Annotated in this window: 21 protein-coding genes; 8 read left to right on the forward strand and 13 right to left on the reverse strand. The window is 62.9% G+C overall.

Translation table 11 applies throughout. From position 1 onward, the window contains the following. Positions 1-176: 176 nt before the first annotated feature. Positions 177-368: a ferredoxin gene (locus M2432_RS01695; protein WP_280824995.1), complete on the reverse strand. Its 192-nt coding sequence runs from the start codon at positions 366-368 to the stop codon at positions 177-179. 151 nt (positions 369-519) lie between these two features. On the opposite strand from M2432_RS01695, the gene M2432_RS01700 reads away from it, so the two are divergent. From M2432_RS01700 to M2432_RS01710, 3 genes are read left to right on the forward strand one after another with little or no spacing between them, the layout of a single operon-like run. Further along, on the forward strand, positions 520-1,983 hold the full coding sequence (locus M2432_RS01700) for an aldehyde dehydrogenase family protein (RefSeq protein ID WP_280824996.1): 1,464 nt from the start codon (positions 520-522) through the stop codon (positions 1,981-1,983). Next, the gene (locus M2432_RS01705; RefSeq protein ID WP_280824997.1) at positions 1,980-3,185 is read left to right on the forward strand and encodes a CoA transferase; all 1,206 of its coding nucleotides are present in this window, start codon (positions 1,980-1,982) and stop codon (positions 3,183-3,185) included. The genes M2432_RS01700 and M2432_RS01705 overlap by 4 nt, the downstream gene beginning before the upstream one ends. After that, entirely contained in the window at positions 3,185-4,729 is a 1,545-nt protein-coding gene (locus tag M2432_RS01710; protein ID WP_280824998.1) for an acyl-CoA synthetase, read from the forward strand. The genes M2432_RS01705 and M2432_RS01710 overlap by 1 nt, the downstream gene beginning before the upstream one ends. Before the next feature lie 9 nt (positions 4,730-4,738). On the opposite strand, the gene M2432_RS01715 is transcribed toward M2432_RS01710, so the two are convergent. Then, entirely contained in the window at positions 4,739-6,103 is a 1,365-nt protein-coding gene (locus M2432_RS01715; RefSeq protein ID WP_280824999.1) for a cytochrome P450, read from the reverse strand. A 240-nt stretch (positions 6,104-6,343) separates the two neighbouring features. On the opposite strand from M2432_RS01715, the gene M2432_RS01720 reads away from it, so the two are divergent. Then, entirely contained in the window at positions 6,344-7,147 is an 804-nt protein-coding gene (locus M2432_RS01720; protein WP_280825000.1) for an SDR family NAD(P)-dependent oxidoreductase, read from the forward strand. On the opposite strand, the gene M2432_RS01725 is transcribed toward M2432_RS01720, so the two are convergent. Then, positions 7,131-8,396 carry a cytochrome P450 gene (locus M2432_RS01725; protein WP_280825001.1) on the reverse strand — a complete coding sequence of 422 codons (1,266 nt, stop codon included), beginning with the start codon at positions 8,394-8,396 and terminating at the stop codon, positions 7,131-7,133. The two genes, M2432_RS01720 and M2432_RS01725, sit on opposite strands and share 17 nt — an antisense overlap. 141 nt (positions 8,397-8,537) lie before the next feature. On the opposite strand from M2432_RS01725, the gene M2432_RS01730 reads away from it, so the two are divergent. Further along, positions 8,538-8,969: a nuclear transport factor 2 family protein gene (locus tag M2432_RS01730; RefSeq protein ID WP_280825002.1), complete on the forward strand. Its 432-nt coding sequence runs from the start codon at positions 8,538-8,540 to the stop codon at positions 8,967-8,969. Between the two features lie 83 nt (positions 8,970-9,052). Next, positions 9,053-10,246 carry a cytochrome P450 gene (locus tag M2432_RS01735; RefSeq protein WP_280825003.1) on the forward strand — a complete coding sequence of 398 codons (1,194 nt, stop codon included), beginning with the start codon at positions 9,053-9,055 and terminating at the stop codon, positions 10,244-10,246. On the opposite strand, the gene M2432_RS01740 is transcribed toward M2432_RS01735, so the two are convergent. Genes M2432_RS01740 through M2432_RS01750 form a run of 3 tightly spaced genes read right to left on the reverse strand, consistent with a single transcriptional unit; the run spans position 10,243 to position 13,135 of the window. Then, positions 10,243-11,304 (reverse strand): LLM class flavin-dependent oxidoreductase, encoded by a 1,062-nt coding sequence (locus M2432_RS01740; protein WP_280825004.1) that lies wholly within the window; start codon positions 11,302-11,304, stop codon positions 10,243-10,245. The genes M2432_RS01735 and M2432_RS01740 overlap by 4 nt on opposite strands. Next, positions 11,301-11,912, reverse strand: a complete 612-nt coding sequence (locus tag M2432_RS01745; protein ID WP_280825005.1) for a TetR/AcrR family transcriptional regulator — start codon at positions 11,910-11,912, stop codon at positions 11,301-11,303. The genes M2432_RS01740 and M2432_RS01745 overlap by 4 nt, the downstream gene beginning before the upstream one ends. A gap of 29 nt (positions 11,913-11,941) precedes the next feature. After that, positions 11,942-13,135 (reverse strand): acyl-CoA dehydrogenase family protein, encoded by a 1,194-nt coding sequence (locus M2432_RS01750; protein WP_280825006.1) that lies wholly within the window; start codon positions 13,133-13,135, stop codon positions 11,942-11,944. An 87-nt stretch (positions 13,136-13,222) separates the two neighbouring features. Between M2432_RS01750 and M2432_RS01755 the strand changes: the two genes are divergently transcribed. Next, complete coding sequence (locus M2432_RS01755; protein WP_280825007.1) at positions 13,223-14,098, forward strand: SDR family NAD(P)-dependent oxidoreductase; 876 nt, start codon at positions 13,223-13,225, stop codon at positions 14,096-14,098. A gap of 15 nt (positions 14,099-14,113) precedes the next feature. Here the strand turns inward: M2432_RS01755 and M2432_RS01760 are convergent, their stop codons facing one another. The 5 genes from M2432_RS01760 to M2432_RS01780 all read right to left on the reverse strand — a co-directional run bounded on the left by M2432_RS01760 (position 14,114) and on the right by M2432_RS01780 (position 19,208). Beyond that, a complete protein-coding gene (locus M2432_RS01760; RefSeq protein WP_280825008.1) occupies positions 14,114-15,253 on the reverse strand; it encodes an acyl-CoA dehydrogenase family protein in 1,140 nt (379 codons plus the stop codon). A 48-nt stretch (positions 15,254-15,301) separates the two neighbouring features. Beyond that, positions 15,302-16,189: an alpha/beta hydrolase gene (locus M2432_RS01765; RefSeq protein ID WP_280825009.1), complete on the reverse strand. Its 888-nt coding sequence runs from the start codon at positions 16,187-16,189 to the stop codon at positions 15,302-15,304. Between the two features lie 7 nt (positions 16,190-16,196). Further along, positions 16,197-17,507, reverse strand: a complete 1,311-nt coding sequence (locus M2432_RS01770; RefSeq protein ID WP_280825010.1) for a TetR/AcrR family transcriptional regulator — start codon at positions 17,505-17,507, stop codon at positions 16,197-16,199. A 197-nt stretch (positions 17,508-17,704) separates the two neighbouring features. Continuing rightward, positions 17,705-18,382, reverse strand: a complete 678-nt coding sequence (locus tag M2432_RS01775; RefSeq protein WP_280825011.1) for a nitroreductase family protein — start codon at positions 18,380-18,382, stop codon at positions 17,705-17,707. 64 nt (positions 18,383-18,446) lie between these two features. Next, entirely contained in the window at positions 18,447-19,208 is a 762-nt protein-coding gene (locus M2432_RS01780) for a TetR/AcrR family transcriptional regulator (RefSeq protein WP_280825012.1), read from the reverse strand. 177 nt (positions 19,209-19,385) lie between these two features. On the opposite strand from M2432_RS01780, the gene M2432_RS01785 reads away from it, so the two are divergent. Next, positions 19,386-20,444 (forward strand): LLM class flavin-dependent oxidoreductase, encoded by a 1,059-nt coding sequence (locus M2432_RS01785; RefSeq protein ID WP_280825013.1) that lies wholly within the window; start codon positions 19,386-19,388, stop codon positions 20,442-20,444. 62 nt (positions 20,445-20,506) lie between these two features. Here M2432_RS01785 and M2432_RS01790 read toward each other — a convergent pair whose 3' ends face one another. Both M2432_RS01790 and M2432_RS01795 read right to left on the reverse strand, forming a co-directional pair. Further along, positions 20,507-21,355, reverse strand: a complete 849-nt coding sequence (locus M2432_RS01790) for a phytanoyl-CoA dioxygenase family protein (RefSeq protein ID WP_280825014.1) — start codon at positions 21,353-21,355, stop codon at positions 20,507-20,509. A gap of 79 nt (positions 21,356-21,434) precedes the next feature. Beyond that, entirely contained in the window at positions 21,435-22,328 is an 894-nt protein-coding gene (locus M2432_RS01795) for a mycofactocin-coupled SDR family oxidoreductase (RefSeq protein WP_280825015.1), read from the reverse strand. Positions 22,329-22,344: the final 16 nt, after the last annotated feature.

The raw sequence follows: 22,344 nt of genomic DNA on the forward strand, positions 1-22,344 counted from the left end.
ACCTAAAGGCAATGACATAGTCAACTATTTAATGGTCCTTGGATGCCCGCTGCCTCGGGCCTGTGTGAGCCAGGACCTTGAGTTATCGACCGCTGGTGTCGGAAAGCGACGTCTCGGAGCACCCGGGAATTCAAAAATGTTAGATACCAGTATGTTTCGAACTGGCAGCGGTAGCCTCAGTCGAGGATGATGGCCTGTTCGGGACACGACTGCGCAGCTTCGCGGGCCAGTGCTTCCAGTGTGGCCGGCACCGTTTCGGTCCGGGCGGACGAACTGCCGTCGATGTCACTGAGCTCGAACAGGTCGGGCGCGATCATGGCGCACAGGGTGTGACCCTGGCAGCGATGTGCATCAACCCGAATCCTCACGGCTCTCCCTTCGGTTTGCGGCTCCGAAAAAACCTAACCGCAGACAGACGACCGAGTCAACTATTTTCGTGTTATCGTCGCGTCGCCATTGGGCCGGGGTGCTTGGGCGCCCATATCGAACCCATGCGAACCATGAATGCGGGAGGCATCGATGCCAGTTCAGAACGCAGCCGCAAACCGGCAGTTGCTCATTGACGGTCAATTGGTTGGAGCCGAGAACGGCCGGGTATTCGCGTCGGTCAACCCGGCGAACTGCGAAGTCATCGGCCATGCACCCGATGCATCAGAGGACGACGCGCTCAGCGCCGTGGCTGCGGCTCGGCGGGCGTTCGACACCACGGCATGGTCCACCGATATCGAGCTGCGCAGCCGTTGCCTCCATCAGTTGCACAAAGCCTTGCTGGAACACCGCGAGGAGCTTCGAGACCTGACTATCGCCGAGGTCGGTGCGACCCGGATACTGACCGAAGGCCCACAGCTGGACAATCCGATCAATGTGGTCGATTACTACGCGGACCTGCTCAAAAAGTACGAATTCGTCGAGGATCTCGGCATTGTCGAGAGTAGAGGTCAGCATCATCGCCGCTGGCTGGAAAAGGAAGCCGCCGGTGTTGTCGCGGCGATAATCGCCTACAACTATCCCAACCAACTGGCCCTGGCCAAACTCGCACCCGCGTTGGCGGCCGGCTGCACCGTGGTGCTCAAGGGTGCGCCCGACACCCCGCTCGTCACTCTGGCGATCGGCGAGATTGTTGCCAAGTACACCGATATCCCTGCCGGTGTGGTCAACGTCATCAGCGGTGCCGACCCGCAGGTCGGTGCGGTGCTGACCACCAGCCCGGACGTGGATGTGGTGACCTTCACCGGTTCCACCCCGACTGGCAAGCGAATAATGGCGGCGGCCAGCGGGACGCTCAAGAGGGTGTTCCTCGAACTCGGTGGTAAGTCGGCGATGATCGTGCTCGATGACGCCGACTTCGCAAGTGCGGCAATGATGTCCGCGTTCATGACGACCTCGCACGCTGGCCAGGGCTGTGCCCTGATGACCCGGATGTTGGTGCCGCGTAAACACCATGACGAGATTGTCGGGATGCTCGCGCAGAATTTCGGCATGGTGACCTACGGGGACCCGGCCGATCCGGCCAATTACATGGGCCCGCTGATCACCGATCGCCAGCGCGACAAGGTCGACGCCATGGTGCAGAAGGCGATCGCCGAAGGCGCAACGCTGGTCACCGGCGGTAAAAAGGTGGACCCCGGTTACTTCTACGAGCCCACTCTGCTGACGAATGTCGATCCGCATAGCGACATCGCCCGAGAGGAGGTGTTCGGACCGGTGCTCGTCGTCCTCCCATACGAAGATGATGACGACGCGGTGCGCATCGCCAACGATTCGATCTACGGGCTCTCCGGTGGGGTGTTCGGCACCCAGGACAGAGCGATAGCGGTGGCCCGCAGGATTCGCACCGGCACCCTGTGCGTCAACGGCGGTGACTACTCGGGCCCCGACTGTCCATTCGGCGGCTACAAACAATCCGGTATCGGCCGCGAGCTGGGAGTTGCCGGGCTCGAAGAGTTCCTGGAACGCAAGACCATCGCGGTAGCGGTTCAATGAAGCCACTCAAGGGGTTTCGGGTTTTGGAAGCGGCCATGTACGGGTTCGTCCCGATGGCCGGCGCGGTGTTGGCCGAGTGGGGCGCCGATGTGGTGAAGGTCGAACACGCCGTCACTGGAGACCCGCAGCGCGGACTGCGTCAGATCGGCGCCTTGGTGGTTGATGGTGAGCCGAATCCGAACGTAGACAACGCCAACCGCGGCAAACGCAGCATCGGATTGGATATGTCGGTCTCGGAGGGCCGGGAGGTGCTCTACGATCTGGCCAGGCGAGCGGATGTGTTCCTGACGAGTTTTCTGCCCGAGGCGCGGACGAAGTTCGGTATCGATGTGGACGATATCCGCGCGGTCAACCCGAACATCATCTACGCCAGGGGCAGTGCGCTCGGGCCGCGGGGACCGGAGTCCGACAAAGGCGGCTACGACATGACGGCGTTCTGGTGCCGCGCCGGAGCCGCAGCCACGATCACGCCACCGGAGATCGACGGCATGATCAGCCTGCCGGGTCCGGCATATGGTGACACCATCTCTGGCACCAACCTGGCCGGTGGCGTAGCAGCGGCCCTGCTCCAGCGGGAACGCACTGGCGAACCCGCCGTGGTCGACGTATCCCTCTTGGGCAGCGGCATCTGGGCTATGGGCCATACCATCGCGCTGACCAATCATCTCGATCAGAGGCTTGTGGCCCAGCCGCCTGGTGCGAACCGATCTCCGAACAATCCGTTGGTCGGCCTCTACGCCACGGCAGACGACCGTTACATCTCGTTCGTGATGATGCAGCCGACGAAATTCTGGGCCGACGTGTGTCGGCACATGGATTTGCCTGAGCTGGTTGATGATCCGCGGTTCAGCAGCGCCGAATCCATCGCGGCCCACACCGCAGAGGCGGCCGAGATTCTCGCCAAGACAATGGCCACCCGCACACTTGCACAGTGGTCGCACCGGTTCTCCACATTGTCCGGGCCGTGGGCGCCGGTGCAGGACACCCTCCAAGTCGCCCACGATGTGCAGGTGCGGGCCAACGAATACCTGCTGCGGGCAGGCGAATTGGAGTTGGTTGCCAACCCGGTGCAGTTCGAGCTCGCAGCCCCCGATACCGTCCCGGCGCCGAAATTCGCTGAGCAGACCGACGGGATTCTTGAAGAGCTTGGCCTGGACTGGGACCGGATCATCGAACTCAAGACGCGCGGCGCGGTGACCTGATGACGAACACCCTGCCGATGTCTCCCCACTGGTACGGAGCGCACACACCAGAAGTGTCCGCGATCATCATGGGCCGCAGCGGTGAGACGGTCACGTACGCGCAACTCGATGAGCGGTCGAGCCGATTCGCCAGTGTGCTGCGTCGGCGCGGGCTGCGCGTCGGCGACCACATAGCGCTCCTACTGGCTAACGACCGCGCATTTCTGGAGGTGGCGTGGGCAGCGCAGCGCGCCGGCCTGTACTACACGGCCATCAACAGCCACTTGCGCTGCGCCGAAGTGCAGTACGTTCTCGACGACTGCGGGGCCGCGGCCCTGGTGTCCAGCGCAGACCTGGCTGATGTCGTTGCAGGGCTGGATGTTTCGAAGGTGCCGGTACGCGTCAGCACCCATGGTGAACTTGCAGGATTCGAGCGTTACGAAGATGTGCTGACGGATTCATCGCTGCCGCTGGATAACCAGTGCGAAGGCCGCGAGATGCTCTACTCGTCGGGCACCACCGGATTTCCCAAAGGCGTGCGTAAGCCGCTGCCCGGCACGACGTTCGGGGACCAGAACTCGGTACCCGCGCAGATCGCGCTGACCATGACGACGGGCGGCGACCCGAATGCGGTGTACCTGTGCCCGGCGCCGCTGTACCACTCGGCGCCCCTTGTGGGTTCGATGTCGTGGCAGCGGGTCGGTGGCACTGTTGTGGTGATGGAGAAGTTCGACCCCCGGGAGTGTCTCGAACTCATCGAGCAGTACAGGATCACCGATGCGCAGTTCGTCCCGACGATGTTCGTCAGGATGCTTCGGCTGCCGCAGGAGGTCCGCTCCCGCTATGACCTGTCGAGCATGCGCCGGGTGCTGCACACCGGAGCGCCGTGCCCGGTCAAGGTCAAACAGCAGATGCTCGACTGGTGGGGTCCGATCATCGATGAATACTATTCAGGCACAGAAGATCTTGGTTCCACATTCATCTCAGCTGCGGAATGGCTGGAGCACCCCGGGTCTGTGGGGCGTCCGCTGGACGAATGTCATATCACCGGATCTGACGGTCGGGAACTCGGGCCCGGCGAAGTGGGCTCGGTGTACTTCGCCGGCGGCCGGCCGTTCGAGTACCACAACGACCCTGGCAAGACGGATTCGGTGGCCAACGAAAAGGGATGGCGCACATTGGGTGATGTCGGATATCTGGACGAGGACGGCTATCTCTATCTGACCGACCGCAAGGCTCACATGATCATCTCCGGCGGTGTGAACATCTACCCGCAGGAAGCTGAAGACGTGCTTGCCGGCCACCCTGCGGTGACCGATGTCGCGGTCATCGGGGTTCCGGATGAAGAGATGGGCGAGGCTGTGAAAGCGGTTGTGCAGCTTACTGATCAATCGTGCGTGTCGGAAGCCGAGCTGGTCGACTATTGCCGCGCGCAACTGGCAACGTACAAGTGCCCCAGAACCGTCGAATTCGTCGAGGATCTGCCTCGTGATCCCAACGGCAAGCTCTACAAACGGCTACTGCGCGAAAAGTACTGGGCGGGGCGCCAATCGCGGGTGATCTGAACCGCTGCCTCAATCGACGACGGCTTGCCCTTTGAATTCGGTGATGGGGCGGGCCAACCGTTGTTCCTCGCAGATGTGCTGGAGCCGGTCAAGTGTTTCTTCAAGTCCGGCACCGGATTTGGGCTGCGGCGTAAAGGTGGCCGGGAGTTGACGCATTCCCTGGATGGTTCCGATGGTGTCGTAGTGGACGGTGCGGTCGGGGTCGCAGTGGTAGTCGGGCATCCGGTCCAGCACGCCGGTGAGCATCGACTTGAACACTACGCGCGCGAGGTTCGACCCGATGCACCGGTGCGCGCCCAGACCGAAGGCGAAGTGCCGGTTGTGGGTGCGGTCCAGGACGATCTGATCGGGCCGCTCGAACAGCACGGGATCGCGGTTGGCGAAGGCCCAGGAAATATAGACCCGATCACCCTCTTTGAAGTCGACACCCATCAGCTCGATATCGGTGTCCATCGTTCGTCCGTCACCAGGTGCCGGTGCGTAGAACCGCAGGAATTCCTCAGTCGCCGAATCCAATAGCGTGTCTTGTTCGTTGACCAGCCGTGCCCGCTCGGCGGGATTCTCCGAGAGCCATTCCAATGAATGGGCGGTCAACGCGGTCGTGGTGTCGAACCCGCCGCCGATCAACAGGTTCATCATTCCCAGGAGTTCCATCTCGGGCGGCGCTTCGCCGTCGATTTTCACTCGGGTCAAAGATTCGATGATGCCGGGCCGCGGGTTTTCCCTGATCGCGGCGAGGTTGTTCATCATGTCCATGCCCATTTCCACGTACTGCTGCATGATGCGTGGACGATCGGGCGAATCCGGTTTCGTATAGACGAAGGCATGCGTGGGTTCGCTGTAGATGGCCCAGTTCTGAATGGGGATGCCCAGCATGGCCAGGGTCAGCACGGCCGGCACCACGTTGGCGAGGTCGTCGACGAAATCGATTTCGCCGCTCTCGATTTTCTCGTCAAGGCAGGCGCGCACGACTTCGTCGATCAATGGCTCCCACCGTTTCACCGCTGCCGGTGACAGATACGGGTTGAGCGCGCTGCGATAGGTCCGGTGCTCTTGGCCGTCCATCTCCAGCATTCCGCCGCGTACGCCCGCCGCCTCATCCGGCAGTGGAATAGAGATGCCCTTGTACCCGCGTTTGGTGCCGTCGATGTCATGTTCGTTCGAGATGTGTGGACAGCGGGCCAGTTCGAATACGGCATCGCTGCCGCCGGCCACCCAGTACCCGCCGTACGTGTCATTCCAGGCAACGGGACACCGCTGGTGCATGTCTGCGGCGATATCGCGGAATCGTTCACGGAATTCGGGTGTGTGGCGGTCGAATTCGATCCGCGGCTGCTTACGCTGATCGTTGTCCACGATGTCGTCAATGGTCACGGCGTGCTCCTAGGTTTCGGTTGTGGTACTCACCTGCGCCGTTTACTGGCGGCCGACTTCGAGTTCGTTCCGTCTTGAAGTCCCAGGCCATTCAACTTCGTGCGCAACGGGATACGAGAGTCGTTCGGTGACACTTTTCCACAAATTGATCGTGTATAACAGACCGAGTCAACTATTTTCTGCTGGCTGCCCGAGGGTGGCCGCTGACAACGCACGGCCGGTGCGGGCGAAGGGAAACCAATGAACCTCGAAGGGCGGGTGGCGTTGGTGACGGGTGGTGGTTCGGGTATCGGTCGGGCCACCGCACAACTCCTGGCGTCGCGGGGGATGCGGGTGTGCGTTGTGGATATCGACGAACGTGCTGCCGCAGCGGTTGCCGAGTCGATCGATGGCGTGGGTTTGGGATGTGACGTCTCCGATCCCGAACAGGTCGACGCGACGTTCGTTGAGTGTGCGCGTGAGTTGGGGAGCGTGGATCTGGCCTTTCTCAACGCGGGTATCAGCATTCGCTGGTCAGGAGACATTGCCACGCTCGACATCGCTGACTATCGGCGCTCGGTCGGGGTGAACCTCGACGGCGTGGTGTTCGGTGTGCGCTCGGCTGTCCGGACCATGCGGAACTGCCCAGTCGACATTGAGCGGGCGATCGTGGCGACCGCTTCGTTGGCGGGCATCCTTCCCTGGCATCCGGACGCCGTGTACTCGCTGGGCAAGCATGCGGTGGTCGGCTTCATGCGCGCGATCGCGCCAAATCTGGCTGCGGAAGGCATTGCGGTGCACACCATATGTCCGGGCATAGCCGAAACCGGCTTGCTCGGCGATCGACGTCCGTTGGTGGAAGGCGCCGGGGTGCCGGTGATGGAATCTGACGCAGTCGCCGATGCCGTGCTCGTCGCGGCCACGGCGCCGCCCGATGCCACCGGTTCGACATGGGTCGTGCAACACGGAAAGCCGCCTTGGGCAGTGCAATTCCCCGATGTTCCGGGGCCGGACGGCCGGCTCAACGTGCCGGTGCGCAACAGGGGGATCAGCTCACCGGCGTGAATTCGATGTGCAACTCGGTCAGTCCACGCAGCAGGAATGACGGATCGTACGTATAGCGCCTGGCGTCCGCGGGCCCGTGATGGGTTTCCGAGATCCGAATATCCGCCATCCGCGAAAGAATGCGTTCCAGGCTGACCCGGCCTTCGACGCGGGATAGCGGGGCACCCGGGCAGGTGTGGATACCACGTCCAAACGTCATGTGCTCCCGAACATTTGGCCGTTCCATATCGAATTCGTCGGGGTTGGCGAAGTGCCTGGGGTCGCGGTTGTAGGCGCCCGGCAGAAGCATGACCATGGTTCCGGCTTTGGTCGGCACATCGCCGATCGACGTCGTCTTGCTGGTCAGCCGGAAATGGCTCTTGATGGGAGCTTCCATCCGCAGGGTCTCTTCGAGAAAGTTGGGGATGAGGGCACGGTCGTCGCGCAAACGCTGCTGTAGGTCTGGTCGTTCACCGAGCACCTGCAGCGCAAACGTCAGGAGTTTGGCGGTGGTCTCCTGGCCGGCCGCGAACAAGAAGGTGGCCAGGCGCACCACGTCGGTGAGCTCGGGCGTCGAGCCGTCGGTGTATTTCGCCTGCGCCAGGGAGGTGAGCACGTCGCCGGCCGGCTCACGGCGGCGCTCTTCGATGTACGCGGTGAAGCGGTCCTCCCAGAACTGCAGCGGATTGTGGCTTATCTCTTGGGTTTCCGCCATGTCTTTGTGTGTGCCGGCCATATTGCCGCGGAAGGCATCGTGATCCTCGACCGGCACGCCGAGCAGGTCCGCGATGACGAGCATCGAAATAGGCTGGGCGAACTGCCTGTTGAACTCACACGCGCCGTCGGCGATGAACTCGTCGAGTTGCTGGTCGGCCAGCGCCCACATGAACGCCTCGTTTTCTTTGAGCCGGCGTGGGGTCATCAGCTTGCTCAGCAGGCCGCGTACTCGCGTGTGATCCGGCGGATCTAGGGTTGACATGAAATCGCTGAACGGCATGTCTGAGCGGTGTGCCTTGATCTGTTCGGTGATGTCGTCGCCCGCGGGTTCGAATGGAAGGCCGAGCATGGGGCCGATCACCGCGTTGCATGCCGAGAAATCGGCGGTGTCGCGGTACACCGAGGCGGCTTCTTCGTAGCCGGTGACCGCCATGATGTTCTGGCCGGCATCGAGTTGAACGGGGCAGTGCGAGCGCTGTTGGGCGTAGTAGCTGTACGGGTCGATGACCATGGATGCGTCGGAGAAGAACTTGAGTGTGTCGAATTCCGTCACTGCCGACTCCTGAGACTACGTACGATCGCCGTCACGCGAAGGCTAATCGCAGATAGAAGACCGAGTCAACTATTTACGCTGCAACGCCATGGACTGCGGGGGATCTCGCTCGCGGTCGAGGCATGACGAAGGAGAACCACTTTGCCCTTAACATTTGACGAACGCATCGGTATCGTGCGTGAATTCCTTGACGCCATTGGAGATTTGGACTTCCCGCTGGTCGAGCGCCATCTTGCCGCCGACGCTGTCATGGTGCTGCCGTTCGTGGAGGACGTTCCGGCGGTCCAGGGGCGGTCCGCCATCGCCCAGCAGTTGCGCACCTCGGTTCCGGCGATGTTCGAGCGGATGAACTTCACCTATGACCAGTTCTACGACGTGAAGGGTGAGGGTGAGGGTACCGGTGCCCTGGTCGCGGAGTATCACAGCGAATGCCCGCAGGTGGGAACCGGCAAGCTCTACCGGAACACCTACATCACCGTATTCGGCTTCGAGGGAGGCAAGATCGCCCTGTACAAGGAGTACCTGAATCCGCTCAAGTTCATCGGGTTCACCGACGCCGCGGCAGAGGTGTGAATCCGCCGATCGGTCTTGCGTCACCGAATTGCGCGTCGGTATGGTTCTCACTTAGTCAGTCGACTAAGTGAAGGAGATCGACGGTGACGGTCGCAAGCCGCAGTGATGTCTACTACGACCCTTTCGATCCCGATATCGACGCCGACCCGTACCCGGTCTATCGGCGGTTGCGGGAGGAAGCGCCGCTCTATTACAACGACCGGCACGACTTCTTCGCGGTGAGCCGCTTCGACGATGTCGAGGAGGTGCTGCTGGACCATCGGACCTTCATCTCCGGCCGCGGGGCGATCCTGGATTTCATCCGGGCCAATGTCGAGATGCCGCCCAGCATGTTCATTTTTCAGGATCCGCCCATACACACCAGGTACCGCAAAGTGCTGCACGGCGTCTTCACACCGCGGCGCGTCGCCGAACTCGAAGACAAGGTTCGTGACTTTTGCGCGCGGAGTCTGGATGCGGTGATGGGCACGGGGAAGTTCGACTTCATGACGGATCTGGGCAATCAGGTGCCGATGCGCACCATCGGCATGCTGCTCGGCATTCCTGAGACCGACCAGGAAGCCCACCGCCAGGAGACTGACCGCAGCTTGCGCGCCGAGCGGGGTGAGAGTCTGAAGGTCGAAGAAGGCTTCGCTGATGGTTCGAGCTATGCCGAATACATCGACTGGCGCGCCGAGCACCCCTCGGACGACCTGATGACCGATCTGCTCAACGCGCAGCTCGAAGAGGAAGACGGGTCGTTCCGCCGGCTGACTCGCGACGAAGTCCTTACTTACACGACGCTTTTGTCCAGTGCGGGCGCCGAGACGACGGGCCATCTGATCAGCTGGTCGGGCAAGACGCTGGCCGACTATCCGGATCAGCGTCGCGAGCTCGCCGCGGACCCGTCGTTGATTCCCAACGCCATCGAAGAGGTGCTGCGCCTGGAGTCACCCGCGCAGCAGTTCGCCCGGTATGTCAGCGCTGACACCGAGTTTCACGGCCAGAGCGTGCCCGAGGGCAGTGTCATGCTGTACCTGATCGGCGCCGCCAACCATGACGACCGGCGATTCCCGGACGGTGACCGGTTCGACATCCACCGGCAGAACATCAAGCACCTGTCGTTCAGCCTCGGAGCGCATTACTGCTTGGGTTCGGCGCTGGCGCGCCTGGAGGGCCGCATCGCTCTGGAAGAGATTCTCAAACGGTTCCCCGACTGGGAGATTGACACCGAGAACGCGCGGATGGCCTCGTCACCGGCGCTGCGGGGCTGGGATTCGCTGCCGGCGTTCATCTAGCCACGGAAGTGGGGGATGACCTCCCTCGCGAAAATTTCCATACCCGTTCGGATTTCGTGTGGGGGCATGCCGGGCAATGCCATCGCCGATACAAGGTGCGTCAGTCGCGAGCCCGACCGGAATGTCTCGATTTTCTCGATGACGTCCTGGGGCGTGCCGACCAGTATGTCCTCGCCGAAGAAATCCATCGACTGCCTGCGGGCTATCTCCTCGGCAGAAGGCAACGTGGGCAACGCGGCGTCCGGCGTCCCGTTGGCCTCGGCGGTCCACTGCAGGTAGCCGGAAGCCATGTAAAGCAAAGGTTCTGCTGCGATCTGCCAGGCTTGCTCCCGGGTGGGTGCGACGAAGGTGGGTACGGTGGCCGCCACATGAAATTCGCGCGGATCGCGGCCGGCGGCGCGCAGCGCTTCGTCATAGATGGCGACCGATCCCGGTCCGCCGCTGAGGAAGTGCATACCCATATTGGCGGCTCGCTGGACGGCCTTCGGTGCCGTGCCGCCGACCCACATGGGCGGGTGCGGTCGCTGTAGTGCCGGCGGAGAGATCGCGATATTGCGGAGCGTGGTGTATTTGCCGTCGACCGTGACGGATTCACCGGCCAGTAGCCGTTGGACGATCGGCAGACTTTCGCGCATGCGGCCCGCGCGTTCATTGGCTGGAATGCCCTGATCGTCGAATTCCCCAGGGCGGTAACCCAAACCGATGCCGAGATCGAACCGGCCGCCGGAGATGATGTCCAGTGTCGCGGTGTCCTCGGCAACCCGGACCGGGTTGTGCAGTGGCAGCAGCAACAGGAACGTCCCGATGCGAATCCGCTCGGTGCGTGCGGCGATAGCGGCGCCGATCGGGAACAGCGACGGTGAGTAGCCATCGTCGATGAAATGGTGCTCGGTTAGCCAGGCTTCGTCGAAGCCCAGCCGTTCGGACTCCACGATGAGGTCGAGCTGAGACCGGTAGAACTCGTCCCACGCAACGCCGTCAGGATTCCGAAACGGCCAGAGGAGCCCGAACTGCAGTGTCGTCGACGGTGTTGTGGACAAGGTCATTGGCGATGTCATCGGCGACCTCGACGCCGCCCGCCGCGTCGCTTTCCCTCGAACTGCGCGATCAGTCTCTCCATGACACGGGCCGCATGTCCGTGGCCGAGATTGAGGCCATAGGAGCGTTCTTCACCCATGAACCGGCCCACGCCGTCCATGAACAACATCACCGCTTGGGGTGGCCATTCTTCGGTGTCGACTCCATAGCGGTCCAGAATCTCCGACAGCCCGTCGAACTGAATCCGGCGGAACCGCACCGAAAAATCCTTCATCTCGTCCTTGACGGCCTGGCGGTGATTGCCGAGCGCGAGGAATTCGAGGTTCAATGTGGTGTTGGACTGGTCGCGGATCAGATCCCACAGGGCCCATAGCGGCTGGCCGGAGGCCAGGGCTTCGGCCTGCCGGCCGAGCATCCGAGCCGCGCTGCGACGGAAGACCTCGATGAAGAGGTTGTCCATCGGCCCGAAATAGTAATAGACCAGGCCGGGATTGACCTCGGCCTCGGCTGCCACCCGGCGGGAGGTGACGGCGGCATACCCTTCGGCCAGCATGAGGCGTTCGACGGCGTCGAGCAGCGCTGTACGCGCGTCGGGGTCATCGTCGTTGGTGGGCCGCTGCGGTGCCATCTCTGCAACGTAACCCACGGTCTGGCAGATCATGTCATTCGCGCGCCGGGGTCACCCGGTGCCAGCCCCATCCCGAGCAGCCATCGGGCATGTCGGTCCATCATGACGTCGTACTCGCCGTGCACAGCGTGTGTGGAGATCATCGCGATGTCCTGCGACATTCGGCGCAGGATGTTGTCGGACCGGTATCCGCTGGAACCGTTGCCGTCGACGAGCTCACGTAGAGCGTCCCGGACGGTTCGCAGGATCGTGACGCCGTGCAACCCGTTCCTGGCCTCCTCCTCGAGCGTCTGCGGAATACCGCGCCGAGCGATCTGCAGGGCTTCCTCGGTGGCGGCGTCGCGGATCAGGTGCATGATCCGTGCGGTCTGGTACGCATTGACCCAGCGCATCCGAGCCATCGGCCGTTCGATGCGCGGCGCGCTGTTGATCCCCGACGCCGAAGTCATGCGCTCCCTGGAGATTTCGACCGCGGCATCGAGCGCGCCGACATAGAGCGACGAGATGGCGGTCGTCATCACCGAGAAGGGAAGTCGCATCACCTCTTCCTCGTGGAAGGTGCCCTCGTGGTCGCTGGCCGACATCATCTTGCCGAACGGCAGCGCCCACGTATCCGGGATGACGACGTCCTTCGCGACGATCGTGACGCTGGCGGTCGCGGCCATGGCGGCCACGTCCCAGTCGTCGATGAGTTCGAGTTGATCTCGCGGCACGATCACCCAGGACATGTCGGCATCGACTATGACCGGTACCAGCGCGTGGGAGGCGTGGACGATGCCGGTGGCATAACCCCAGCGACCGTTGACGCGCAGCTTTCCGTCGACCCGTTCGGCCATACCGGGGGAGGACAAGATGGCCGCGCAGCGCACCGATGCCCGGTCGGCGAACAACTCCTCCTGAACCTCGCGTGGATACCGGCACAAAAACCAGTTGTGGAAGTTGTAGAAGCCGGTGACCCACGCCGTCGAAATGTCCGCGGTGGCAATGAGTTCGACTACTTTGTTCAGCTCATGCGGCCCCAGTCCGCAACCGCCCCAGAGCTTGGGCACCACCACCGAGAAGAGGCCCGCGGTCTCCATGTCCTCGACGAGTTGGTCGTCCAGGCGACGGTTGACCTCCATTTGACGTGCGAGGTCGCGGATGCGGGGGACGAACTGCTGTGCCGCGTCCACCACCGCCGTGCCCGAGTCGCCGGGGGCCGAAACCCGATCCGCCACCGTCATAACATCTCCTCGGGTTAGTCGATTGCCTAAACTGGACATTACCGAGAGAGCTGCGCTCGGGGCAAGGGACGTCGATCGGAGATGCGGATGGCAACACTGGCAGGCAAAGTCGCTGTGGTGACGGGTGCCAGCCGGGGGATCGGCAAGGGCATCGCGTTGGCGCTCGGATCGGCGGGCGCCACCGTCTATGTCACCGGGCGCACGGCCGCGGCAGGTATGCATGAGCTGCCGGGCACGGTTGGCGAGACTGCGGCCGAAGTCGACCGGCGCGGCGGCCGGGGCGTGGCTGTCACCGTCGATCACGCCGACGATGAGCAAGTCGCCGCCCTATTTGACAAGGTGCACCGCGAGCACGGTCGGCTCGACATCCTGGTCAACAACGCCTTTGCCCTGCCGGAGGGCTTGACCGACGGGAAGCCCTTCTGGGAGAAGCCCTTCGACTACTGGGGCATGGTCGATGTCGGGGTGCGGTCGAATTACGTCGCCGCTTGTCACGCGGCGCGCATCATGGTCCCGGCCCGTAGCGGACTCATCGTCGCGATCTCCGGATACACCGGTGTGGCCTACACCTACGGCGTAGTGTTCGGTATGTGCAAGACGGCAGCCGACCGGATGGCGCGCGATATGGCCGTCGAGCTTCAGCCGCACAACGTCGCGTCGCTGGCACTGTGGCAGGGTCTGACGTACACCGAACGGGCACAGCGGGTTTTGGCGGCCAACCCCTCGATGGTCAATGCCGCGGTGACCAGTCCCGTGGGCGGCAGTACGCCGGAATTTCCGGGTCGAGTTATTGCCGCGCTCGCCAGCGACCCGAACGTGATGGAACGTTCCGGAGGCACATTCATCACCGCCGAGATCGCGACGGACTACGGCATCACCGATGTGGACGGCAAGATCGTGCAATCCATGCGGGCACAGCGGGGTTCGCCTATCTGGCAACCGATTTCGGCCGGCGGATACTAGCCACCTGTTCCCTGTCTATTCGATGCCCAGCAGACCCTTGCCCATCGCATCGAAGGTTCGGGGATCGACGTAGAGGTGTGCCGCGCCGACGCACATGTCGCGAAAGCAGCGCTGCAGGATGCTCGGATTGCGCAGTCCTGTACTGCCGGAGGCCATGTAGGCGAACTCCACGACGTCCATGCACACCCGCGTCTGGTAGGTCACGGCGCTGACAAGTTCGTGTTGCATCGCCATCGTCATGGGTTCACCGGCGTCGAGACGGCGCACCATGTCCCCGATGGTGTCGTGTACGAGCAGGCGCGCCGAGCGCAGTGCGAGCGTGTTCTCGCTGAACGCACGCTGGAAGACCTGCTCGTCGCGCATGGCGGTGCCGCCGATGCGGGCGCGTCCGGCCATCGCGATCGTCTGGATCTCATCGAGAGCCCGCCTGGCCACACCGAGCGCCCAGCCCGCATGGCCGATGCCCGAGAAGGCCACCGAGCCGAGGTGATACATACCGCCGCCGCAGCGTGGCTGACAATCGAAAAGCCAGAAGGTGCGGCCCTCTTCGACGATTTGTTCACCGATTGTGTAATCGAAGCTGCCGGTGCCCCGTAGCCCCATCACGTCCCAATTGCCGGTGATCTCGACACTGTCGGCCGGCACTACGAACGCCAGCACCAGCGGTATCCCGGCGTCATTGCGCTCGAGGTTGCCGTCCTCATCGCGTATCAGCGCGCCGCCGCCGATCCAGGTCGCACGGGTACAGCCGCTACCGAATTGGAAACGGCCCGACACCTCGAAGCCGCCGTCCACGCGCCGGGCCCGCCCGCGGGACACGAACTGACCGGCGAAGACGGCCTCCGGCCTGCCCTCCAGCATCGGGCGCGCCACAGCGGGATCGAACATCGACGCGAACGCCGTCGCGGTGGCATTTGCCATAAACACCCAGCCGACAGCGCCGTCCTGGTGCGCGACTTCCTCGAACACATCCAGAGCCGTATCGATGTCGGCTTCAAGCCCGCCAAGCTCTTTCGGCAGCAGAAGGTGGTTCAGGCCGCTCTTGGCGAGGGCCTGGATGACGGGCTTCGTCAGCGAGATCTCACGATCGACGGCATCCGCTTCGGCCTCGATCGCCGGGCGCAGTGACCGGGCAACGGACAGTAGATCGTTCATCGAATTCCTTAGGTGAGGTGTCGTCGGAGATGAGCCATCGCTCGGTGGTTACGCCAGCCGCTGCGCGACATAGGAACCGATGCGGGCCAAAGCTTCTCGGCCCTCGGGCAGAAGATCGGCGAAGGCATGCCAGACGTGGATCATGTCGTCCCAGACCTCCAGCGTGACGTCGACTCCCGCGGCTTCCGCGCGCTGCGCGAAACGCCGCGAATCGTCGAGTAGGAGTTCAGCGGTACCCACCTGCACCAGCAGCGGTGGCAGTCCGGTCAGGTCCGCGAACAGCGGTGACACAGTCGGTGTCTTCGGATCGGTTTCGCCCAGGTAGGCCTCGGCCATGAGCGCCAGGACCGAAGCGCGGACCATCGGATCCTCATTGCGCTTGGTTTCGACCGTCGCGCCCGACAGCGTCAGGTCGGTCCACGGGCAGATGCAGATCGCCGCAGCCGGTAACGGGTCGTCGCCGTCGCGCAGCGCGACCAGGGCTGCGAGTACGAGGCCGGCTCCCGAGGAGTCACCGCCCAGCGCGACGTGCTCGGGTGCGTAGCCCGACGAGAGGACGAAGCGGTAGGCCGAGACGGCGTCGTCCACAGCCGCGGGGAAACGATGCTCGGGAGCGAGCCGGTAATCCACGCTGAGCACCCGGGCACGTGCGGCGCGGGCGAGGTGAGAACACAATCCGCGGTTGGCTTCGATAGTGCCGGTTGCGTAGCCGCCGCCATGCAAGTACACGATGGCGCGGCCCGGTTCGCAGTCATCGGGGATGACCCACTCTGCTTGCACGCCACCGGCATTGACCGCTTCCCAGGTAATGTCATCCGGCTTGGGGTACGGGGGCGCGCTGGCGGTGACCTTCCGGATCGTCATCAGATCACCGCTTGCCAACGGGTCGGCCTTGCGCATCATGCCGATCACGCGCTCGAGCTGGGGGCTTGCCATATTGCGTTTACCTCCTTGGAGTTTGGTCAACGGTGCTGGGCGCTGAACTCAGAAAGGCCCGCTCGATCAGTAGTAGGACGGCGTCCAGCTCGGCCTTGGTGCTCGTCTTGGACCCGAATTCCTCGATGATGGCCAGCAGGACCACTGCGTCAATGTCGACGTCGCCGAGCGCTCGAGCGTTGAGCATGGTAGCGATTCTCCTTCGGCCCCAATCGATCACCGCGGCACGCTCGTCGCGCAGCGGTCCTTCGATGGCCTCGATCCACACGTTCACCAGGGGCCCCGTGGTGACGTGTATCTCGGCATACCGGCGTAGCCACGGTCGCAGTGTCACCCGGTCGGGGAGGTCGGGACGCTCGTGCACGACCTCGGAGAGCTGTTGGATGGCCCGCAGGCCGATGACGCAGACGAAGTCGTCGATGTTCTCGAAGTATGTGTAGAACGAACCCCGCGAAACCCCGGCAGCCGTGATGACGTCGTTGATGCGCAGGCCTCGGTACCCACGGTCGGCGATCAGCTGGTTGGCGATCCGAAGGATGGCGCGCAGCGTGCGCTTACCGGGTTGAGCGGCTTGAGCATCGAGGTCGCGGGCACGCTCGAAGATCGCGGTGGCCCCGGGACTGTAATGCAGGGTCGGCGGCTTTATGGCCGACAGGCGCCCATGGACGTTCACATCGGGCAGGGCACCGAACAATGCTCGGTGCGCGACGTCGGCGAGGGCGGCCAGGGTGCGCTCGCGGGTGTAGCACTGCGGTGCTGCGGCGTGCAGGATCGACATCCGGCTCAGCGCGCTGATCACACCGGTGCCGAGGAGTTCAACAATCGGGTCGAGCAGCCGCGGCGGCAGGTCGGTGCCGACCACCCGCGCTTCGAAGGGACCGACGCTGCGACGGGTGATGGCCACAGCACTGTCCACCAACGACGCGTCGCTGGCCGCTGCCGCCCCGAATGCCCGAAGTATCGGTTCGTAGCGGGCCTCGATGCCGGCCAGACGTGAGAAGTAGCCCAGCAGTGCGGCGCGGCCCGACGTATCGGCAGTGATGGGTTCCAAAACCTCGAGCGCGGCGCCCATCTGGTTGGTCACTTGCGTTGCCAGACTGCGGAATAGCTCGTCCTTGCCCGAAAAGTATTGATAGACGGTCACTCGCGAGCAACCGGCGAGTTCAGCGATACGGTCGAGGGAGGCGCGGTCATAGCCGGATTCGCCGAACACCTGCAGGGCGGCGTCCAGAAGGCGCTGATGGGTCCGCAGCCCACGGGTACCCACCGCAGGATCGTCGGCGAACGGTGCCCTACGAATGGGGGTCACCTGTGCCACGTCAACGAACTCCTCGAAGTTGTCGTCATGCGGAGATTTCGACGACCTGGCCGACCCGTGCGAACGCCTGCGTCGCAGTAGGGCCGACTGGCATCAATGATGATTTTTTCTAACAAAAATGTCAATGAGGTAGGCAACAAACCTTAGATGACATGTGATTCGGCAGAATCACGCGTGCCTCCGGCTTACCGCGATGATCAGGCCCTGCTGCGTGGCGGCCGGGCACCACGGCCGTAAGTGATGTCGGCGCGCTCGGCATCCCAGCGATCACGAAAGACGACTTCCGTGTACTGACGCCGACGGACCGGTCCGTGCCGGCCGCGCGGCCAGCCGACGACAATATGTCCGGCCAGGAACCACTGCTCAGGCACGCCGACCGCGTCGCGGATGATGTGCTCCCCGTCGTAGGACGCCCAGCTGGTCAAGCACGCTCCCAGGCCTTGGGAACGAGCGGCGAGGTAGAAGTTCTGAATTGCCGGGTAGATGGAGCCACCCTGGAGGAAGTCCGAGGCGAATTCGTGCTTGAAGGCGGTGAACAAGACGGAGGTGCGCTCGCCCGCGCGGTCGTGCAATTCGTAGATCGCACGGTTGTTGCGCGCTTGGCGGCTGTTGTCGTCGGGTGCGGGGCGGCTCATCCCGTAGACGCTCTCGATGGTGCCGAGCGCCACCTGCGCTGCCTCGGCGACCGCCGCACGTTGCTCGGGACCGGACAGCACGATGAATCGCCATAGCTGTCCGTTGGCGCCGTTGGGTGCCCACGTTGCAGCCTCCAGGCAACGGTTCAGGGTCGCGTCGTCCACTGGGGCATCGGTGAACCGGCGTACCGAGCGCGCAGTCGACAACACTTCCCAGACATCGTTCGTGGAATCAGCCATGCGACAGGTGTACTCGAAACCAGTAGTCATGTGAAGGTTTTCGGCTCTTTAAGCACGGCCAGACTCATTGGTGCCCGTCCTCGTTCAATCTTTCGCGGACGCGCTCCAGGTCTTCCAGCGTTGCGGCGATGGTGCTGCGCAATCGCCTGGTTTCTTGCTCGGCGACCATTCTTTGGTGATCGTGCGGCAGCACGCCATGAAGGAACAGGCCAACGCAGTACCGCGTGTGTCGGTCGACAGCGTCGTCCTGAAGCACCACGCCGCGAGCGCTCGCATTGGCCGGGCCGCCGGGCACGAGGTCGATAAAAGCCTCCGCCGCCAGGGTGGCATCTTGCGACGAGATTGCGCCGGGGCCGAGTCGGCGCCGGAACAGATCGGCGAGATAGGCCAGGGTCGGTTCGGTGCCCTTCTGCACGTTGAACGCGCTGATCTCGGGCATGTGTCCGGAGACGGCGTTGGTCAGCCGCAACAACCGCAGGCCGCCGGGGCGCAGCACGTTGGCCACCAAGATCCGTCCGATCGCCAGTAGCGTCTCCTCGAAATCATCGGTCTCGGCGGCCTGTAGCTGCTCCACCGGCACGATCCAGTCCTCGATGGCGCGGGTGAGTGCAGCCTTGAACAACGTCGTTTTGTCCTCGTAGCGGGCGTAGACGGTGCGCTTGGCCATCCCGGCTGCCGCGGCGATCGCGTCGATGCTGGTGCGCTCGAACCCGTTCTCCAAGAACAGATCCAGTGCCGTGTCGAGCAGCTGCTCATTGCTCAGTGTCGGCCGGCCGGGCCGGCGTTTGCCCGGGTCGGAGTATTCGATCACCATTCGATCTTGCACGCGCTGGTGTCCTCCAAGGCAACCGGCCATTGATTTGACACTTCTATGGTGTCTTTTTAGCACATTTCTCGCCGAATCCCTGACTAAAAGAAACGATATTGGTAACAATTATGCGTGTCTGTCCCGGGCCCCGCAGAGCGTTGCGGCGCTCGCCCCGAACGAACTGGAGAAGTACCCATGAAAGTTGGCATGCATCTGGGTTTTCAGAACCTGCACGGCGTACCCGACGTCGAGAGCTTCAGGCAGGAGGCGAAACTGGCCGTGGAAGCCGAGGCGATGGGCTTCGACTATGTCGGCCCGGTGGAACACCACTTCACCGACTACGGGGCGTGTCCCGATCCGTTTCAGTTGCTCGCCTGGATCGCGGCCAAGACCACGACGATCAACCTGGTCACCGCGGCGGTCATCCTGCCGTGGAACAACCCACTGCGTGTTGTCGAGCAGGCGGTCGAACTGGATATCCTGTCCGAGGGCCGTCTGATCCTGGGCATGGGCCGTGGCGCGGCGCGTCGCGAATTCCGTTCTTTCGGTGTTGAACTCGCTGATTCTCGGGAGATGTTCGACGAAGCGGCGCTCATCATCATGGATGGTGTCGAGACCGGAATCGTGGAAGCCGACACCAAGTGGTACAAGATTCCGCGTACTGAAATCCGCCCGCGACCGTTCAAGTCCTTCAAGGACCGGACGATCATGGTGACCATGTCGCCGAGTTCGGTTGAGGTGGCGGCGAATTACGGCCTGAAGGCGCTGCGCTTCTCGCAGGGGGATTGGCGCAACGCAATTCCGGAGATCACCCAATACCGCGACAGTTTCCAGCAGCTGCACGGGAAGGCTGCGCCGCCATTCATCATCTCCGACTTCGTGTGCTGCTTCAACGACAAGCAGCGGGTTGCCGATTACACTGATAACTACTTCGCGAGGATGTTTTCCACGGTCGCCGACCACTATGAATTCATGAGCGATCACTTCAACGACCTCCCGTCATACGCCGCGTGGACCGCCATGGGTAGGGCCGCGGCAGAGGCCGGTGGACCGGACAAGGCGTACCGCGACTACATCGCGGGCAACATGATCGGAACGCCAGAGGATCTGGTGGAGCACCATCGCATCCGCAAGGAGATGGTCGGCGATTACGAGATGCTGGCCAACTTCAGTTGGGGCGGAATGCCGTACGAGCTGGTGTACGAACAGCTGAAACTGTTCGCGGACAAGGTTCTTCCCGACCTGAAGGACTGAGGATCGCCAAAAGGCTTCGGTCACATCCGATCTCGGTCGAGAGCGGATGTGACGGACGTTAACTACAGCCGAACGCTCGGGGAGCCGACATCGACGACTCCGATGCCGCCATGACTCTGGTAGCCGAGCAGGTCCTGTACAAGTTTGGGCATCTCACGGACAGCCTCGATCGGCGTCGTCATGAAGAAGTTCTCCTTGGTACGCAGCCAGCCCAATGAGAAGCCGAAGTAGAGAGCGCGGCGCATCGCGTTCTCCGTCGTGTTCGGGCCGCCGCCGTGGAGGGTTTTTCCGAGGTAGTAGATGGCCGAACCGGCCGGCATCTCGGCGGCGACCACTTCGTGCTTCTGGGGCTTGCGGTTGGCAGGCCAGAGATGACTCCCCGGGACGACCCGGGTCGCACCGTTGTCCGCGGTGAAGTCCGACAGCGCGTAGAGGACGATCACCTCGAGCTGCTGGGTCTGCGAATCCGGGGCCACATCGCGGGCGGTCGGCATCGGCTCATGAATCCATGCGGCGTCGTCACGATGCAGCATCTGTACTGTCTCGTCGGATCGGATCTCGATCAGCTGGGCGGTGCTCAGCAAGTAATGCAGGCACGCCGGTGAGAGGTAGTGGTCGGCCATCTCAAGCGGGAGCGGTTGCTGCAGCAGTTCGACGAATGACTTCGACTTGCCCGGCAGACCGTCGATCCGGACGGTCTTGTAGCCCATGAAATCCTTCAACCATTCGATATGGTTCGGCGTACCGGGTTGGGCACCCGCGATGATCTGGTCGAACTCGGCGTTCAACGATGTAAGCAACTCAGGTGCTATCGCGTTGGTAACCATGGCGACGCCGTCCCGGTCGATGGCCTCGATCAACGAATCGATCTGAACCTCGGGACCGAATCGCTCGATACGGGGATCAGTCATGGTGGATCCGCCTTTCATGGTCGGTTAAATCAGCGGTCGAGATAGGTGCTGGGATCGGGCGTAAGCCGTTCCGCTGGTCTTACTGTCCCGGGCCATTGGGCCATTTGACCATGCAGCCGGCATCGATTGGAATGCTGGTCCCGGTCATGTATTTCGACGCATCCGATGCGAGGAACAGCACGACCTCGGCCACGTCTTGAGGCTCGATCCATCCAGTGGGCAACGCGTGGTAGAACACCGATGCCATCTGGAAGTCTTCTTTGCTGACCGGGCCCTGAAGGTCGGGACGAAAGACCGCGTAGATCCCGGGGTTGTTCATCAGAGGGGTGTTGCAGTTCGTCGGATGCACCACGTTGACGCGAATTCCACTGGACGCCAAGTGGTTAGCCATCTCTTGGGTGTATCCGACCAGGGCCTGCTTGGACCAGCTGTAGCCTGCACCTCCCGGGCCCATAATGGTCCGCGGATCGTTGGTGGAATTGGTGGTGTTCGGGATCAGAGCCGCCGTTGAGCCGGTGATGATGATCGAACCGCCATTGCCGGCGGACAACAGATGCGGCACGGACACTGCCACGGTGTTCATGACGCCGACGAGGTCGACATCGACCGCGTCTTGGAAGTCCATCGGCTGGGGATCGCCCATCGCCAACGGAAGGATGCCGGCATTGGCCATAACCGTTGTCAGCGGCCCCAGTTCGGCCAGACCTTGATCCAGCGCGGCCGAGAGTTGGTCGCGCTTACGAACGTCGGCTTTGACCGCCACGCAGGTGCGGCCTTCCTTCTCGACCAGGCGCTTGGTCTCGATCAGATCGTCCCAGCTGGCCATGGGGTAGGGGTTGGACTCGATGTCCTCGCAGATGTCGACCGCGATGATGTCGGCGCCTTCGTGGGCCTGGAGGACCGCGTGCGCGCGGCCCTGGCCGCGGCCGGCGCCGGTGATGAACGAGACCTTGCCTGCCATGCGTCCAGTCATGAAATCTCCTGTGGCT

This window comes from Mycobacterium sp. OTB74, from assembly GCF_029892685.1.
GTDB lineage: Bacteria > Actinomycetota > Actinomycetes > Mycobacteriales > Mycobacteriaceae > Mycobacterium.

What these genes read in the sequence shown, in the direction of transcription:
- M2432_RS01700 (WP_280824996.1), top strand. Translation starts at nt 520, where the DNA reads ATGCCAGTTCAGAACGCAGCCGCAAACCGGCAGTTGCTCATTGACGGT.
- M2432_RS01705 (WP_280824997.1), top strand. Translation starts at nt 1,980, where the DNA reads ATGAAGCCACTCAAGGGGTTTCGGGTTTTGGAAGCGGCCATGTACGGG.
- M2432_RS01710 (WP_280824998.1), top strand. Translation starts at nt 3,185, where the DNA reads ATGACGAACACCCTGCCGATGTCTCCCCACTGGTACGGAGCGCACACA.
- M2432_RS01720 (WP_280825000.1), top strand. Translation starts at nt 6,344, where the DNA reads ATGAACCTCGAAGGGCGGGTGGCGTTGGTGACGGGTGGTGGTTCGGGT.
- M2432_RS01740 (WP_280825004.1), bottom strand. Translation starts at nt 11,304, where the DNA reads ATGACATCGCCAATGACCTTGTCCACAACACCGTCGACGACACTGCAG.
- M2432_RS01745 (WP_280825005.1), bottom strand. Translation starts at nt 11,912, where the DNA reads ATGGCACCGCAGCGGCCCACCAACGACGATGACCCCGACGCGCGTACA.
- M2432_RS01750 (WP_280825006.1), bottom strand. Translation starts at nt 13,135, where the DNA reads ATGACGGTGGCGGATCGGGTTTCGGCCCCCGGCGACTCGGGCACGGCG.
- M2432_RS01755 (WP_280825007.1), top strand. Translation starts at nt 13,223, where the DNA reads ATGGCAACACTGGCAGGCAAAGTCGCTGTGGTGACGGGTGCCAGCCGG.
- M2432_RS01760 (WP_280825008.1), bottom strand. Translation starts at nt 15,253, where the DNA reads ATGAACGATCTACTGTCCGTTGCCCGGTCACTGCGCCCGGCGATCGAG.
- M2432_RS01765 (WP_280825009.1), bottom strand. Translation starts at nt 16,189, where the DNA reads ATGGCAAGCCCCCAGCTCGAGCGCGTGATCGGCATGATGCGCAAGGCC.
- M2432_RS01775 (WP_280825011.1), bottom strand. Translation starts at nt 18,382, where the DNA reads ATGGCTGATTCCACGAACGATGTCTGGGAAGTGTTGTCGACTGCGCGC.
- M2432_RS01785 (WP_280825013.1), top strand. Translation starts at nt 19,386, where the DNA reads ATGAAAGTTGGCATGCATCTGGGTTTTCAGAACCTGCACGGCGTACCC.
- M2432_RS01790 (WP_280825014.1), bottom strand. Translation starts at nt 21,355, where the DNA reads ATGACTGATCCCCGTATCGAGCGATTCGGTCCCGAGGTTCAGATCGAT.
- M2432_RS01795 (WP_280825015.1), bottom strand. Translation starts at nt 22,328, where the DNA reads ATGACTGGACGCATGGCAGGCAAGGTCTCGTTCATCACCGGCGCCGGC.